This window comes from Thermocoleostomius sinensis A174 (genome assembly GCF_026802175.1).
Taxonomy (GTDB): Bacteria; Cyanobacteriota; Cyanobacteriia; order Elainellales; family Elainellaceae; genus Thermocoleostomius; species Thermocoleostomius sinensis.
In genome coordinates, this window is record NZ_CP113797.1 from 4,079,828 (window position 1) to 4,095,983 (window position 16,156).

Annotated in this window: 12 protein-coding genes; 6 read left to right on the forward strand and 6 right to left on the reverse strand. The window is 49.5% G+C overall.

All coding sequences use genetic code 11. From position 1 onward, the window contains the following. The first annotated feature begins 18 nt into the window (after positions 1-18). The 4 genes from OXH18_RS17705 (at position 19) to OXH18_RS17720 (ending at position 7,849) form a co-directional block, all read left to right on the forward strand. Positions 19-1,407 (forward strand): glutamine synthetase family protein, encoded by a 1,389-nt coding sequence (locus OXH18_RS17705; RefSeq protein WP_268608483.1) that lies wholly within the window; start codon positions 19-21, stop codon positions 1,405-1,407. Between the two features lie 123 nt (positions 1,408-1,530). Further along, complete coding sequence (locus tag OXH18_RS17710; protein WP_268608485.1) at positions 1,531-5,304, forward strand: hydantoinase B/oxoprolinase family protein; 3,774 nt, start codon at positions 1,531-1,533, stop codon at positions 5,302-5,304. A gap of 305 nt (positions 5,305-5,609) precedes the next feature. After that, positions 5,610-6,626: a J domain-containing protein gene (locus OXH18_RS17715; protein WP_268608487.1), complete on the forward strand. Its 1,017-nt coding sequence runs from the start codon at positions 5,610-5,612 to the stop codon at positions 6,624-6,626. Then, entirely contained in the window at positions 6,626-7,849 is a 1,224-nt protein-coding gene (locus tag OXH18_RS17720) for an ATP phosphoribosyltransferase regulatory subunit (RefSeq protein WP_268608489.1), read from the forward strand. Before OXH18_RS17715 ends, OXH18_RS17720 begins: the two co-directional genes overlap by 1 nt. A 32-nt stretch (positions 7,850-7,881) precedes the next feature. Here the strand turns inward: OXH18_RS17720 and OXH18_RS17725 are convergent, their stop codons facing one another. The 4 genes from OXH18_RS17725 to OXH18_RS17740 all read right to left on the reverse strand — a co-directional run bounded on the left by OXH18_RS17725 (position 7,882) and on the right by OXH18_RS17740 (position 11,513). Further along, positions 7,882-8,880, reverse strand: coding sequence for an MBL fold metallo-hydrolase (locus tag OXH18_RS17725; RefSeq protein WP_268608491.1), 999 nt, complete (start codon positions 8,878-8,880; stop codon positions 7,882-7,884). An 89-nt stretch (positions 8,881-8,969) separates the two neighbouring features. Then, positions 8,970-10,064 (reverse strand): alkene reductase, encoded by a 1,095-nt coding sequence (locus tag OXH18_RS17730; protein ID WP_268608493.1) that lies wholly within the window; start codon positions 10,062-10,064, stop codon positions 8,970-8,972. A 227-nt stretch (positions 10,065-10,291) separates the two neighbouring features. Beyond that, positions 10,292-10,978 carry a PRC-barrel domain-containing protein gene (locus OXH18_RS17735; RefSeq protein WP_268608495.1) on the reverse strand — a complete coding sequence of 229 codons (687 nt, stop codon included), beginning with the start codon at positions 10,976-10,978 and terminating at the stop codon, positions 10,292-10,294. A 157-nt stretch (positions 10,979-11,135) separates the two neighbouring features. Continuing rightward, entirely contained in the window at positions 11,136-11,513 is a 378-nt protein-coding gene (locus OXH18_RS17740; RefSeq protein WP_268608498.1) for a WGxxGxxG family protein, read from the reverse strand. Positions 11,514-11,766: 253 nt separating this feature from the next. Between OXH18_RS17740 and OXH18_RS17745 the strand changes: the two genes are divergently transcribed. Further along, positions 11,767-12,570, forward strand: coding sequence for a YebC/PmpR family DNA-binding transcriptional regulator (locus OXH18_RS17745; RefSeq protein WP_268608500.1), 804 nt, complete (start codon positions 11,767-11,769; stop codon positions 12,568-12,570). Between the two features lie 71 nt (positions 12,571-12,641). Here OXH18_RS17745 and OXH18_RS17750 read toward each other — a convergent pair whose 3' ends face one another. Beyond that, positions 12,642-12,818 carry a hypothetical protein gene (locus OXH18_RS17750; protein ID WP_268608502.1) on the reverse strand — a complete coding sequence of 59 codons (177 nt, stop codon included), beginning with the start codon at positions 12,816-12,818 and terminating at the stop codon, positions 12,642-12,644. 114 nt (positions 12,819-12,932) lie between these two features. Continuing rightward, complete coding sequence (pcrA, locus tag OXH18_RS17755; RefSeq protein WP_268608505.1) at positions 12,933-15,296, reverse strand: DNA helicase PcrA; 2,364 nt, start codon at positions 15,294-15,296, stop codon at positions 12,933-12,935. A 268-nt stretch (positions 15,297-15,564) separates the two neighbouring features. On the opposite strand from pcrA, the gene OXH18_RS17760 reads away from it, so the two are divergent. Then, on the forward strand, positions 15,565-16,113 hold the full coding sequence (locus tag OXH18_RS17760) for a hypothetical protein (RefSeq protein ID WP_268608508.1): 549 nt from the start codon (positions 15,565-15,567) through the stop codon (positions 16,111-16,113). Positions 16,114-16,156 lie beyond the last annotated feature (43 nt).

Sequence of the window (16,156 nt, forward strand, 5' to 3'; positions counted from 1 at the left end):
AGCAAGCGAGAAACAGGTATGGACACCTCAAAGTTGCGTGGCAGGTTGACAGTTGAAACGCTAGCCCAGTTAGTGGAAGATGAGCAGATTGAAACCATTCTGACCGTCATTCCTGATCTGTATGGGCGATTGGTAGGTAAACGCATTACGAGTGATTTTTTTCTCAATGATGTACTGAAAGAGGGAATCCATGCCTGTGATTATTTATTGGCGTGCGATATGGAAATGGAACCCGTGCGCGGCTATGCCTTCACCAATTGGGCCAGCGGCTATGGCGATTTTCGGCTGATTCCTGATTTAAGCACTCTGCGGCTGGCTTCGTGGTTAGACAAAACGGCGATCGTTCTCTGTGATGTCTACAACGAAGAAGAAGATGAATTGGTGGCGGTGGCTCCCCGCACAATTTTGCGACAGCAAGTTGAACGAGCAAAATCCCTAGGCTATACGGCTATGGGTGCATCGGAATTAGAACTTTATGTGTTTTCCGAGTCTTACGAAGAAGCCCGTCGTAAGCACTATCATGACCTACATCCGATCGGTCCGTATGTTGAAGACTATCACATCTTTCAAGGAACAAAAGAAGAATTTGTGATTGGCGCGATTCGCCGACATTTAGAGCGATCGGGCATTCCGGTTGAGTTCTCTAAAGGAGAGTGGGGCCCGGGTCAGCAGGAAATCAACCTGCGCTACAGCGATTTCTTGGAAATGTGCGATCGCCATTGCCTCTACAAGCATTTGGCCAAAGAAATTGCTTGGCAAAACCAGGTGGCGGTCACGTTTATGTCTAAGTGGGATGAGCGCTTCGCCGGATCGAGTATGCACCTGCACGCCAGCCTATGGGATCAAGCAGGACAGGCGTTGTTTCCGGGTGAAGAACCGTTTGGACCAGTACACAGTTCGCCGCTGTTCCGCTGGTTTTTGGGAGGGTGGATGCAGCATATCCGCGAAATTTTTGCTTTCTATGCCCCCTATCCCACCTCTTATAAGCGCTATGTAGCCGGTTCGTTCGCACCGACGGGGATCGCTTGGTCGTATGACAACCGCACAGCTGGGTTTCGCGTTTTGGGACACGGATCATCGTTGCGGCTAGAATGTCGTGCCCCTGGAGCCGATGCCAATCCCTATCTGGCGTTTGCGGTAACGCTAGCTGCCGGACTTGACGGAATCAAGAACCAAATTGAACCCCCGCCTATGTTTGAGGGTGATGTCTACGAGGCTAACAATTTGCCGCAAGTACCGCGTAGCCTCAATGAAGCCATTGCCGAACTGGAGCAAAGCCAGTGGGCCCGATCGATCTTGGGAGAGGCGATCGTCGAGCATTACCTCCATTTCTTCCGCACCGAGCAACGCAAATTTGATGAAGTAGTCACCAGTTGGGAACGGGCCCGTTACTTTGAACGTGCATAGATGCGGGAATTCCGTGACTGATGCAAGCGCACCTAGAAAGCTAATCTGTAGAAATTAGCATCCCTCGGCGAAACGCGCCGATACCTTGGGGGTGTGGATTGATCTACGATAAGGACTTCTCTCATGCTGAACGTATTTGCCGATCGCGGCGGAACCTTTACCGATCTGGTGGCAGTTACCGATCAACCTGACATTGTCGATCGATTATTGCTATTTCCAGAACGGTTTCAGGTCACGGCGTTACCGAATCAGCAGTGGGTGGTGGTTTATAAATTGCTGTCAGAACAACCGGATCAGTACCAAGATGCGGTCATTCAGGGCGTGCGCGATATTTTGGGACTGTCGAACCATGAACCGATCCCACCTGAGGCGATCGATCGGCTCAAGATGGGTACAACGGTGGCAACCAATGCGCTGTTGGAACGCAAAGGCGATCGCACGGTGCTATTAATCACCAAAGGCTTTGGCGATGCCCTGCGAATTGGCTATCAGAATCGCCCGGATATCTTTGCGCGTCAGATTGTGTTGCCGGAGATGCTCTATGAACGAGTGATTGAAGTAGAGGAGCGCTATACCGCCCAAGGCGACGAATTAATTCCGATTACCGCTGAAGAACAGACTCGACTCGTCGAAGCCTTACAAGCAGCTTATAGGGATGGTATTCAAGCTTGTGCAATCGTGTTGTTGCACGGCTACCGTTACCCCAATCATGAAGCTCAAGTGGCAGCGATCGCCCGTGAGGTGGGGTTCACGCAAATCTCGGTTTCCCATGACGTTAGTCCACTCATGAAACTAGTCAGTCGAGGGGACACTACCGTAGTAGATGCGTATCTTTCGCCAATTTTGCGTCGCTATGTAGAGCAAGTTGCGTCTGCTTTAGAGAGTAGTGCTGATTGTGGATCGGCTAATCTTCTACCAACGCTAGAGTTCATGAAGTCTGATGGCGGGCTAACGAACGCTCGATTGTTTCAAGGGAAAGATAGCATTTTGTCTGGCCCAGCAGGCGGTATCGTTGGGGCGGTGAAAACAAGTACCAGTGCTGGATTTGACAAAATCATTGGCTTTGACATGGGCGGCACGTCTACCGATGTTTCCCACTTCAATGGTGAGTACGAACGCAGCTTTGAAACTGAGGTGGCAGGTGTGCGGCTGCGATCGCCGATGCTGTCGATTCATACGGTGGCGGCTGGCGGTGGTTCTATTCTGGTTTTTGATGGGTTTCGCTATCGAGTTGGGCCAGAGTCTGCCGGAGCACACCCCGGCCCGGCATGTTATCGCAAAGGTGGCCCGCTGACAGTTACCGACTGCAATGTCATGCTGGGAAAAATTCAGCCAGACTTCTTTCCCAAAGTGTTTGGAGCCGAAGGCAATTTGCCGTTAGATCGATCGATCGTTCAAGAAAAATTCACGGCATTGACGGTTGAAATTGCTGAGAAAACTAGCGCTTCGCCCCCCAACCAACGCACCCCAGAACAAGTGGCAGAAGGATTTTTAAGGATTGCGATCGACAAAATGGCCAACGCCATTAAAAAGATTTCAGTGCAGCGTGGGTATGACATCACTGACTACACATTGTGTTGCTTTGGGGGGGCGGGCGGTCAACATGCGTGCCTGATTGCTGAAGCGTTGGGCATGAAGCAGATTTTTATCCATCCCTACGCCGGCGTGTTATCGGCTTACGGGATTGGACTGGCCGATTTGCGCACCCTCAAGGAAAAAGCAATTGAAGCTCGATTACATGAGTCTGTGATGCCTACCCTAACCCAGACATTAGAGGAATTGACCCATAGCGCTTGGGCTGAAATGATCGCTCAGGGAGTCAGCGATGATCGAATTCAGGTGATACAAAAGGCACATCTTCGATATGAAGGTACAGACTCAGCGTTGGTTGTGGATGTTGGTTCAACCGCAGAAATGCGATCGCGATTTGAGCGAGCGTATCAGCAGCGCTACGGATTTATCATGACCGACAAGGCTTTGGTGGTAGAGGCGGTTTCGGTAGAAGTTATTGGACAAACGACCCCGTTAGAAGAACCCCGATTGTCCACCGAGCGAACCACATCCCTACAGCCTGTGGCAACCGTGACGCTCTACACAAAAAACCAGTGGTGGGAAACTCCTGTTTATCAACGTGAGGATTTAAGACCAGGCGATCGAATCATAGGAACGGCTCTAATTATTGAAGCAACCGGAACAAATGTCATTGAACCGGGGTGGTATGCAGAAGTAACCGAAAAAAATCATCTAATCTTGAAGCGAGAGCAGTTTACTTCATCAAATTTTACTGCTCTAGAAACCACCTTAAATCATCGAACTGACTATCCTGAAACTCGTCCTGATCCAGTACTGTTAGAAATTTTCAATAACTTGTTTCGAGCGATCGCTGAAGAAATGGGTATTACTCTGCAAAATACTAGCTATTCCGTCAACATCAAAGAGCGACTTGATTTTTCTTGCGCTGTTTTTGACCACCAAGGACAACTTGTGGCGAATGCTCCACATATTCCCGTACACCTTGGTTCTATGAGTGAAAGTGTACGCAGCCTCATCGATGCCAACGGTAACGCCCTCAGACCTGGGGACGTTTATGTGTCCAATAATCCCTACAATGGTGGTACACATTTGCCAGATGTGACAGTCATTACTCCGGTATTCATGCCGAATGTCTCAGCTTCAGAGGAGGAACTTCATCCTCACTTTTATGTAGCATCTCGTGGACATCATGCGGATATTGGCGGAATTACACCCGGTTCGATGCCACCCCATAGCACCTCTATGGAACAAGAGGGGGTTTTGCTGGACAACGTTCAACTAATCAAACAAGGTCAATTTTGCGAATCAGAAATCTTACATCTATTAACCACAGGTGCGTATCCCGCACGCAATCCAGTTCAAAATTTGGCCGATCTGCAAGCTCAAGTTGCCGCAAATGAGCGCGGAGTGCAAGAGCTACAACGGATTGTAAAGCACTATGGATTAGAACTAGTGCAAACCTATATGCAGCATGTACAAGCGAATGCTGAGGAATCTGTGCGTCGAGTAATTGATGTTCTCAGAGATGGACAGTTCTGTTACCCAATGGATGACGGCTGTGAGATTCAGGTTCGCATTACAATCGACCGTTCGACACGATCGGCGCACATCGATTTCACCGGCACATCTCCCCAACAACCAACCAACTTAAATGCGCCACTGGCCATTGGTAAAGCGGTGGTTCTGTATGTATTTCGTACCTTGGTCGATGATGACATTCCTCTTAATGCAGGCTGCCTGAAGCCGCTGAAGATCACTATTCCAGAAGGGTGTATGCTCAATCCGCGCTATCCAGCCGCCGTAGTGGCAGGTAACGTGGAAACTTCACAAGCGATCGCCAATGCCCTCTATGGGGCGCTGGGGGTGATGGCAGCGGCTCAAGGGACGATGAACAACTTTACTTTTGGCAATCAGCATCATCAATACTACGAAACCATTTGCGGTGGTTCGGGGGCGGGCGCAACCTTTGACGGAACTGATGCTGTGCAAACACACATGACCAACTCACGCTTAACTGATCCAGAAGTACTAGAGTGGCGCTTTCCTGTCCTAGTCGAAAACTTCGCTATTCGTGCTAACAGTGGTGGTAAGGGCCAGCATTCGGGAGGCAATGGCGTAATTCGACATATTCGGTTTCAGGAAGCCATGACAGCAGCCATTTTGTCAGGGCATCGCATTGTTCCACCATTTGGGCTACAGGGAGGCAACCCAGGGGCAGTCGGGCGAAATGCGGTCAAACGACGGAACGGAGCGATCGAGCCTCTTTCCAGCAAAGCCGAAGTGGATATGCAACCGGGCGATGTTTTTGTAATTGAAACGCCGGGCGGTGGTGGGTTTGGAACAAAACCCTTGGAAAACTCATAATAAGGTCAAAGAATCATGAGAAGATGCCGCCGAAACTCCCTCGCCCGTTAAGCAGGATACGTCCAACTGATACAGCCCTCAGCCTCTGTTCCTCTCCCAAAGGGCGCGAGACTGGAAGCCGGAAGAATGGGTGTTGCTGGAGCTGTGGTGAGAGGGTGCTCTAGACTCCCCTTTGTCTAAGGTTGGGAGAAGGGGCAGGGGGATGGGGGCGGATACGGACATTACAATCCGAATGTGGGTGCAATCCGTTAGGCAGGCGCGATCGCAGGGAATCCTGTATATAGTCACACTGTGTAAGAAGCCGCATGTCTTTCAAGATTGAGCAAGGGCTGTTTAGTCTCGATTTCACGGACTATCATGCCATTTTGGGAGTTCCAGTCGATGCAGACGCCAAAGATATCCGAAAGCGCTACTTAACTATTGCCCGCCGGCTCCATCCCGACAGTTGCACCACCGACAATGATGTCGATCGTCAACGTGCCGCCAACTTTTTGTCAAAGCTCGTCAATCCTGCCTACGAAAAGCTGTCACAAGAAAAAAACTATGTGGAGTATGCTGTACTCTTGCGGTTAAAGGGGCAACAAGCCCTGCGACAACAAGACACCATAGCATTAACCAGTGATGCTGCTCGTCGATTAGCCTCTGCCAGTGATTTAGAGACGTCTTACCGGGCGGCAATACGAGAAGTAGCCGAACACCAATACCAGCAGCTAGAGCAATCGCTCGTGTATATTGGGCAAATCAGTGAGCTAAACCTAGTGTATTTGATGCGCAAGGAAAGCCGAGGAGAATCGATCGGACTGCCGCAATTGGACGAATCCATCAATTCATCGAGTGCAGCCTCTCGATCGAGCACTGTTCCATCACCGTTGCCGAAACCCCCTTCTGCCCCCCCAACTCGCGACTCGCTGATCTCAGCCTACCTCCGCCGTGCCCAAGAGTTTGAAACCAAACAAGACTTTCCTCGTGCCATTCAAGAACTGCGAGAAGCCCTGCGAATGGATGCAACCAACAGTGCTTGTCACAGCCGTCTAGGTCTCATTTACCTGAAAACCCAACAAACCACGATGGCGAAAATCCATTTTAATAAAGCCTTAGAGTTAAATCCCCAAGATGCGGTAGCCTTGGAAGGTAAACGCAAATTAGAACCCTCAAACAGTCAGAAAGCGACTAAGCCAGATGGAAAGGGTGCTAAACCTGCTTTTGGTAAATCTGATCCAAAGGCAAAAACGCCTCCTAGAGGCGCTTTGGAAGCGGGAGAAAAGCCCAATTCCACCGGCAAGGGCGGTCTGTTCAGACTGTTTGGCAACAAGAAGAAGTGATGGTTTACCAACCCCCCGCTGGCTCACGCGATTTGTTTCCCCTAGATGTTGCCCAAAAACGATGGATTGAAGAGCGAATTCAACAAGTCTTTCACAGCTGGGGATATCACCGAATCATTACCCCGACCTTAGAACGATTAGAAACGCTGATGGCAGGTGGCGCGATCGAACAATCGACTGTGATTCAACTGCAAGATGTGGATGGGGAAGCGCTGGGGTTACGCCCAGAACTAACTGCGTCAATTGCCAGAGCGGCTGTCACTCGCATGGTCGGAGTGAGCTATCCTCAACGGCTCTACTACAACGCCAATGTGTTTCGTCGGGCTACTAAAGGCAGCGACAATCGGCAACAAGAGTTTTATCAAGCCGGGGTAGAACTCCTGGGAACGGGTAGCGTTGCGGCCGATGCAGAAATTCTCTTCATCTTGTTCGACTGTCTGCATAGCCTCAAGCTCGAAGGGTGTTCGCTCATCGTTGGAGACGCCGGCCTAACCCGATCGCTGCTTTCGCCCTTTCCTGAATCGATTCGAGAATCGGTACGAGAGTCGATTGCTCAACTCGATCGCATTGCCCTAGAATCCTTACCGCTGTCTGCCGAACTCCAGGAACGCGCCCGATTGTTGCTCGACTTACGAGGTGAACCCGCCGATGTACTGCAACAGGTGTCTCGCCTTAATCTGGATGACAAGCAACGATCGATCGTCACTCGCCTCAAAGCCCTGACTGAATTACTGCAAACCAGCCAATCACCAATCCCTAACCCCCAACCCTCGATCGTACTGGATTTAAGCCTGATTCAAGCGATCGACTACTACACCGGGATTGTATTTGAAGTCGCGGGGCCATCCGGGCGGCGCATTTTGGGACAAGGTGGACGCTATGATCAACTGCTGAGCCTTTACCAACCTCAGGGGCAGACCTGTCCTGGTATCGGATTTGTGCTGAATATCGAAGAATTGCAACAGGTATTGCTGACCGACGGACAGTTGCCCCTGCACACACCTGCCAGTGAATGGTTAGTTGTACCGACGAGTCCCGCTGCCTATGCAGCAGCCTTTGCTCATGCCCAAAAGATTCGAGCTTCGGCTCACTTGGTGCGGGTAGAGGTAGAATTGGGCGATCGAACGACTCCAGAGGACATTCGTGAATATGCTAAACATCGCCGCGTTAAACAAATTGCTTGGGTTAGCGCTGAGGGATTATCGCAAGTGGAGACGGTGTAGGGAGAGGGAGTCGGAAGTCGGAGTGGGAACGGCTACACGTCAAATTGCCATTGCACGGGTTCCCACGCGAAGCCGCCCTCGCTGCGGCGACGAAGATGTCCCAAGCCAGGAAATGGAAAATGGTAGGCAAACATAAGGTGGCGTTCGGCGGCGATCGAGGCCAAGGTTTGTTGGCGAGTAGCGACAGCTTGATCGGCATCGAAATCAAAAATTGGCTGCCAGCTTACATTCCAGAGATTCACTGTATGCGTGTGAACCACATCAGCCGTGTGAATTAGAGATTCACCGTTTGAGGTGATGCGAACGGCAATCTGCCCTGGAGTATGTCCTGGCGCGGCAAGCGCATGAAAGCCAGGAATAATTTCCTGCTCGGGTTCAACCAAAGTAACCCGATCGCTAATTGCCCCCAAGCATCTCTGCGCTACACTGATGAACTGTTGCCGCATTGGCTCATCAATGTTGATTCTTGCCAAGCTAACTTGAGGATCAGTCCAGAACTCATATTCAGTACGAGAAACAAAATACTGCGCATCGGGGAACACAAAGGCATCGGCTGCATCTAAGACACCACCGATGTGATCGACATGCGCGTGAGTAATGATGATCGTATCGATATCGGCTGGCGAAAGCTGTACGGTTTGCAAATGGTTGAGCAGCTTCCCGGCTGTTGGAGCCATCATTGAACCACCACCCACATCAACCAGAACGTTATGACTACCTGTATTCACAAACAAAACGTTGCAGTCCAGCGTTAAGGTTTCAGTTTGAAAGGCTTGTTCTAAAACCTCCGCGACTTCAGTAGCCGGAGCATTACCAGCAAACAGTGCTGCCGGAGCATTGATAATTCCATCGCTAATGGAGATTACTTCAAACTCACCAAGCTTGAATCGGTAAAACGGAGCATTGCTCAGTGAAGTGGCTGCACTTTCTTGAGCCGTTGCTCCTTGTCTCCAGGTAATAGGCAGCGCCGAAGCGATCGTCGCTCCTGTTGCTAACTGCAAAAATAACCGTCGTGAAAATTTTGGGTTCATAGCAGGATCAGATATTTGTAAGCCTTGTCCGAACAAGGGAGTGGGAGAGGAAGAGCAGCAGATGAGCGATTATTTCCGCTCAATCCACTTTATGCTGTTTGTGTCATGGCTGGGTAATCTGTATACCCTTTTTCATTACCACCGTAGAAGGTCGATCGATCATAAGGGTTGAGGTCAGCGTTGGCAGCAAAACGCTCTGGTAAATCAGGGTTAGAAATATACCAGCGACCGTAAGCAATCAAATCGGCTTCTCCGTTGGCAAGGGTGACTTCTCCAGATTCTTTGTCGTGTCCGCCAGCAGAAATCAGCGTGCCGCTGTAGACCGATCGAAAGAAGCTAGTGGTCAGGTTTTGCCCGGCGGGCGCGCCGTTATCAATGCGGGGTTCTACGATGTGAACGTAAGCCAGATGGTGGCGATCGAGTTGTCCAACCACATAAGAAAACAAGGCTTGCGGATCAGAATCAGACATGCTGTTGAACGTGCCGCTGGGCGATAGGCGAATTCCCACGCGATCGCTGCCCCACACACTGGTCACGACCTCTACAATGTCAAACAAGAAACGGGCCCGATTTTCGATCGATCCTCCATACCGATCGGTGCGCTGATTGGAGCCATCGCGTAGAAACTGATCAACTAGATATCCATTGGCAGCATGAATTTCAACCCCATCAAAGCCCGCTTCTAGGGCATTTTTGGCGGCTTGGCGATAGTCTTCTACAATGCTAGGAATCTCTTTAATGTCAAGGGCACGAGGGGTGACAAACGGCTTTTCGCCATCATAGGTAGTGGCCATGCCTTCAGGCGCAATGGCACTCGGTGCGACGGGCAACTCACCATTCGGTTGCAGCGACGGATGAGAGATCCGACCGACATGCCATAGTTGCAGAAACACACAACCACCGCGATCGTGCACTGCCTTCGTGACCAGCTTCCATCCTTCCACCTGTTCTGGTGAATGAATTCCAGGTGTAGCGGGATACCCAACTCCTTGGGGTGAAATTTGGGTAGCTTCAGTGATGATGAGACCCGCCGTTGATCGCTGAGCATAATAGACTGCATTCAATTCGTGAGGGACATTTCCGGCCCCGACTCGATTGCGTGTTAACGGAGCCATAACCAAACGATTGGGCAATTCATAGCGACCCAGTTTGACAGGCGACAAAAGAGTTGTAGCAGTGCTCATAGATGAGATGACAGTGAATAGAAAAACAGTAAGAGAAACAACGGCTAAAGAGACAGCAACTAGGCAAGCAACCTCCAATTGAGACCATACAATTGAACCGGTAAGTTGCTCATAAGTGCACACCAAAAAGAGGAGTTGGTAAACTCCTCTACTGTACAGGATGCATATGATTCTCAGCCAATTCTCAGGTATTTTGCAGCTAATTCACACCGAACCCAACACACGGGTTAACGAGACCGCATCCGCTTTGCCCGCAAACGTTCTTCAAAGCGCTGAAGCACAGATGGCGACTGGTCAATATGACCGCTGGTAAGATTGCTGTGATAGTTTGGTGCCGATGGATAATCGCGCTGCATTCCATATGCTCCTTGATTGCTCACTGAGTGATCCGGACGTGACATGGACTGAGGAGCAGTGGATGGATACGACGAACGCTCAAGCGGTGCCGTTCGCTCAATTGGCATGACCTGATAGGTAGGGTTCATCGGCTGAGGTGGCAGAGTTTCAGCCGTGGCCTGTGAGCGGCTGGAACGTGAATCTGCGACAGGTTGGTGAACGGGTTGACGCAAACTCTCGTGTAACTCTTGACGACGATCGTCATCGATGCGCAAGCTTTCGTTAAATTCTGCCAACTGTTCCACTTGATCCTTGTGCAGACCCAGGGCATAAAGATGCTTTCCATCACTGTCAATCTGGGCACGTTCGACTGGCAACATCACCTTTTTACCGAAGCCCCAAAAACCTAGATCAACGATGAAGTAACGAAAATGGCCTTGTTCATCCACTAAAAGGTCATGAACAGTTCCAACCTTCTCATTATTAACATCCGAATAGACATCGAGACCCTTGATATCATATCCGCCAAACGCTTCGCGATAATCCGGCTCAAAATCCTTAATTTTCACGAGGGCCATAGAGTTGATCCTCCGACTTTAACTTTCAAACAACTGAACGCTTTAAGGCGCTTCTAACGAATAAAACAATCATCAAAGAAGCATCGATCGCGTAATCAATCTAATTAACGCTGGATATGTGCGACACTATCAGCAAGTGCGTCGCTCATGCGTAAAACTATTCGCGATAGTCAGTGCGGTTGATAGCATTGGGATCGCGATAGCGGGGAACATCTGTGCGAGTATTGGTAGGTGCCCCAGGTTGATAGCTAGGATCAGCATCCGTGCGATGCTCATTACGATAGCGCGTGTCTACATCACGCACATCATCACGTCTGCCGCGACCTGCCAGACCAGCAAGCCCAATCAGCCCTAATAATCCCAATAACCCCCAATCAAAATCCGTATTCTCTACGGCTGCTTGAGTCGATTCAACTGTGTCTTCTACAGGGTTTGTTGTCTCTTGAGCAGAAGCGCTAATGGAAAACGGAACTGCAACTAATCCAAACGATAAAACACTGACACTTGCCACTTTTGCTAACTTGGAGAAGCTCATACATTTACTCCCTTTACTGCATCTTTTTTAAGAGTTCAAAAACGCGATCGGGCTGGGTTAAAAAACTCTTACAACAATAAACAAACTGCCTTGTTGTTATTACTTTATAAAAATCTTATAAAACTTGAATCGTCCCATAGCAAGAACGTTAACTGCTCCCCGCTCCTACTGAAGGGATAGGAATCGGTTCTAAAACTGCTAGATCTTTGTCTATTCTAGTTTTGGTGAAGTAGCAGAAATGTTAAGTTGAGGCATGGCAGGACACAGTAAATGGGCCAATATCAAACGGCAGAAAGCTAGAGTAGATGCGGTTAAGGGAAAAACCTTTGCTAAGATGTCGCGGGCTATCATTGTGGCAGCCAGAACGGGTGGAGCTGACCCTGCTGGCAATTTTCAACTCCGCACAGCTATCGATAAGGCCAAAGCCGCAGGCATCCCCAACGACAACATCGATCGGGCGATCGCCAAGGGAGCTGGCAAACTAGGAGCCGATGGAGACAACCTAGAATCGATTCGCTATGAGGGGTACGGCCCCGGTGGCGTAGCCGTTTTGATTGAAGCGTTAACCGACAATCGCAATCGTACTGCCGCCGACTTGAGAACAGCCTTTAGCAAAAACGGAGGAAACTTGGGCGAAACAGGCTGTGTGGGGTGGATGTTTGACCAACGAGGGGTTGTCACCATTAAAGGAAAGCCCGTCCTGCGCGGTCGAAAAGAAGTCTTTGAATTAGATGAAGAAGCGTTATTGGAAGCCCTATTAGAAGCTGGAGCCGAGTCCTACGAAATCGTTGAATTAGACGAGGATAGTTTAGGAGCCGAAGTATTTACTCAGGCATCGCAATTAGAATCATTGTCCCAGGCTTTGAGTGCATCAGGGTATCGCCTAATCCAGTCTGAGTTGCGCTGGATTCCAAATAACAGCGTGGAAGTCACAGACACTGAACAAGCACGATCGCTATTGAAGCTGATGGATGCCTTGGAAGAGCTAGACGATGTACAGTCTGTAACAGCCAACTTCGAAATGTCCGACGAGCTAATGTCGCTGAGCATGGCTTAGAAAAATGATAATGTTTCATAACCCATTACCTATGCCCCCTATTCCTCATCACCATTCGGTAAGTTCGCAATTTATTGCCCAAACCAGTCCGCCGTATAGCTATTGGTGCCTGCGCTCAGTCGCTGTAAGGTTTCTTCAAGTAACTCGATCGGTGATCCTGCCAGGTTGCTTGCTGCCATCGCCGCAAACAATGGCTTAGCGAAGGAAGATCGATCTGTTGTTCCTGGGGAAGGAAAAGTTGCAGTCATGATTTCAGCCAAGCGTTTGCGATCGTGTTCAAGCCAGAATCCTTAGAAAAGCCAGTCCCAATTCCCGACTTCCGACTCCCGATTTCCGACTCCCAATGACCAAAACTACTCCTATTATTCCACCCGCTTCAACGCGACCAGTTTGGGATCGAGAATGCGAGGAATGGGTTGATCATTAAAGCGCACAGCGATCGTCGCTTTGTTGCCACTGCCCAATACGTGCGTCACTTGCCCCATGCCAAATTTGGGATGAATAATTTGATCGCCCACGTTCCAGTCGGTAATGGTGGTTTTTGGGGTGCTGGGTTTTGTCGCTGCTTGGTCACGTTTAACATCACGAATTTGCTGCGTAAATTTGGTAGGAATGGCATTGGCGACGCTACTCAACAGCAAGTCTTTGGGCAATTCTGCCAAAAATAGCGACGGGCTGGCGGGTTCTCGATTGCCGTATAATCGCCGTTCACGGGCATAGCTGAGAAATAGCCGCTCTTTGGCGCGAGTGATGCCTACATAGCAGAGCCGCCGCTCTTCTTCGATCGCCTTGGGATCTTCCAGCGAGCGGAAGTTGGGAAACAAGCCCTGCTCTAACCCCACTAAAAATACTACGGGAAACTCCAGTCCCTTGGAGGAATGCAGCGTCATCAGCGATACTTTCGACTGCTGTTGCTCATTTAAGTTGTCCAAATCGGAGGCTAATGACGCATTGGCCAAAAATAGCGGTAGATTAGATTCGTCGTTTTCTTCTTCAAACTGTAAAACAGCGTTATAAAGCTCCTGCACGTTTTGCAACCGATCGATCGCTTCGTCGGTTCCCTGATTTTTGAGATCTGCTATATAGCCGGAATCTTCCAAAATTCCCTGTACGATGGTAGAAGCAGCAGCGGTTTCTACTTGTTCTTGCCAAGTTCGCACGAGGCTGGTGAAAGTCAGCACTGGCTTAGCCGATCGTCCCGCTAATGTTTGCACCGAGGTCTCATCAGTGAGCAGTTGCCAGAGGGGAATGTTCAGTTCTCTGGCGGCATTTTCTAAGCGATCGATTGTGGCTTTGCCGATACCACGGCGGGGGGTGTTGATGATGCGCTTGAGGCTAATAGTATCGTCAGGGTTGGCAATCACCCGCAGGTAGGCCAGCACATCTTTGATTTCTTTACGATCATAAAATCGCAAACCGCCTACCACCGTATAGGGAATCGCATACTTTACCAACACTTCTTCAAACGCCCGCGACTGTGCATTGGTGCGATAGAGAATCGCAAAGCTACCCCATTGCAAATCCGGCTCTGTCAGTTCCATCTGCCGAATTTGATTGACAACGAAGTGGGCTTCTGCGGTTTCATCATCGGCGCGGTAACAGAAGATTTCTTCTCCAGTGCCACGAGTTGGACGCAGAACTTTGTCAATTCGTTCGGTATTGTTTTCAATTAATTCATTCGCAACTTCGAGAATGTTAGCTGTCGATCGATAGTTTTCCTCCAGTTTCACCATTGTCCGTGTGTCATCATCTGGCAAACCATCGCCGAAGTCATGCTGAAAGTCCATGAGAATGGTAAAATCTGCCGCTCGAAACGAATAGATTGACTGATCCGCGTCGCCCACCACAAAGATCGATCGATGGTTCCAGTCGTTAAATTTACGCGAATCTTCTCCATTTGTCACCAGCAATCGAATTAAATCATATTGGGTGCGATTAGTATCCTGATATTCATCCACCAAAATATGGCGAAATCGCTTGTGCCAATAGGCTAATACCTGTTCGTTTTGCTGAAAAAGCTGCACTGGAATCCAGATTAGATCATCAAAATCGACTGAGTTGTTGGCAGCCAGTCCTTTTAGATACTCAGAATAGACATTGGCCAAAACGCGCCCGCGAAAATTGGGCTGTTCCCGTTCTACATCTTCTGGTGACAACCCCTGGTTTTTGGCATTACTGATGGCATAGCGCATCGATCGTGGCTCAAATTTCTTATCGTCCAAATTTAATTGGTTGACAACAATGTCTTTCACTAGGCTCTGCGCATCAGATTCATCCAAAATAGAGAAATTTCGATTCCAGCGAAACCCTTGAGGGCTTTGATATTTTTCGATGTCAAACCGCAGGATGCGCGCACACAGGGCATGGAACGTGCCAATCCACAAATCTTTGGTGATGGTTTTGTAGACCTGCGATTTTAGCCGGGTTTGCTCTACGGGAGCTAGTTCTGTCAGTGGTTTATCGTACTTTTCCCAAGCCTGCTGTTCGGCAAACAACCGCTCAATCCGCTCTTTCATTTCCCGTGCCGCCTTATTGGTAAAGGTGACGGCGAGGATATTTTCAGGATCGACTCGATGGGTTAGCACCAAGTTGGCAATGCGATAGGTCAGCGCTCGTGTTTTTCCAGACCCTGCTCCGGCCACCACGAGCAGTGGCCCACAAAAGTGCTCAACGGCCCGATGTTGAGATGGATTCAGATGCTTGAGAAAATCGATCGATTGAGGCATGAAGCTAAAGATACGAATGAACGCAAATAGCCAAGATACAGAAGCGCAAGGACTAACAAAGACTTACAATAAAAGCGGTGGAATGAACCTAAGCGTTTCCTAGGCGTGTCCTGTACGTTTGTCCTCGAGTCTTCCGTACTCAAGGGTATCGCATCTCTTGAAGACATGACTGATCGCGATTCTCCTTCTCAGGATCTACGTCTTTGGATAGTAGGAACTGCACGGATACACGCTGAAGATCAGTTATATATTTTTATACCAGTGACCTATGCACGACAGAGAAAAGGGTGACAGAAACAAGTCCGTTGATGAAATGGAGAGCGATCGAGCACTCGATGTGGAAGCTAAGCTACACAATCGCAAGCCTCGACCACTGATTTATGCCTTGAGTCGGCTATTGGTGACATTGTCCTACGCGATTGTGGGTAGCTTGATCGTCAGTCTTATTGCGCAAGCTTTTACCCTCAACATCGAAGCTGGTCTAAAGTGCCTAGCGGCTGCGACTCTACCGCCTCTTGTCATTACCTACTTTGCCTTGTTCACCCGATCGATTCGTCCTCCCCGTCACATTTCTGAAATTTCGCTGTTTGTGGCAGCGGCGGCGTGGATGATTGCGATGCTGTTGCTGGTCAACTATTTGAACCAGTATGCAACCTATGGGATTCCCCTCGGGGTTCTAGCGCTGTCCACCACCCTCAGCGGTCTTATCTATCTCAACAAGCACATTCCCTTCTCTGCCACCCTTTCTTGCTCCTACGGCATTGTGGCAGGGTTGCTGCTTTACACTCTGTTGTTTGGATTTACCTTTGGGATCTAAGTTGAGTCCTTCAGATTGGAATTGACGTGCTCCTAGAGGATGT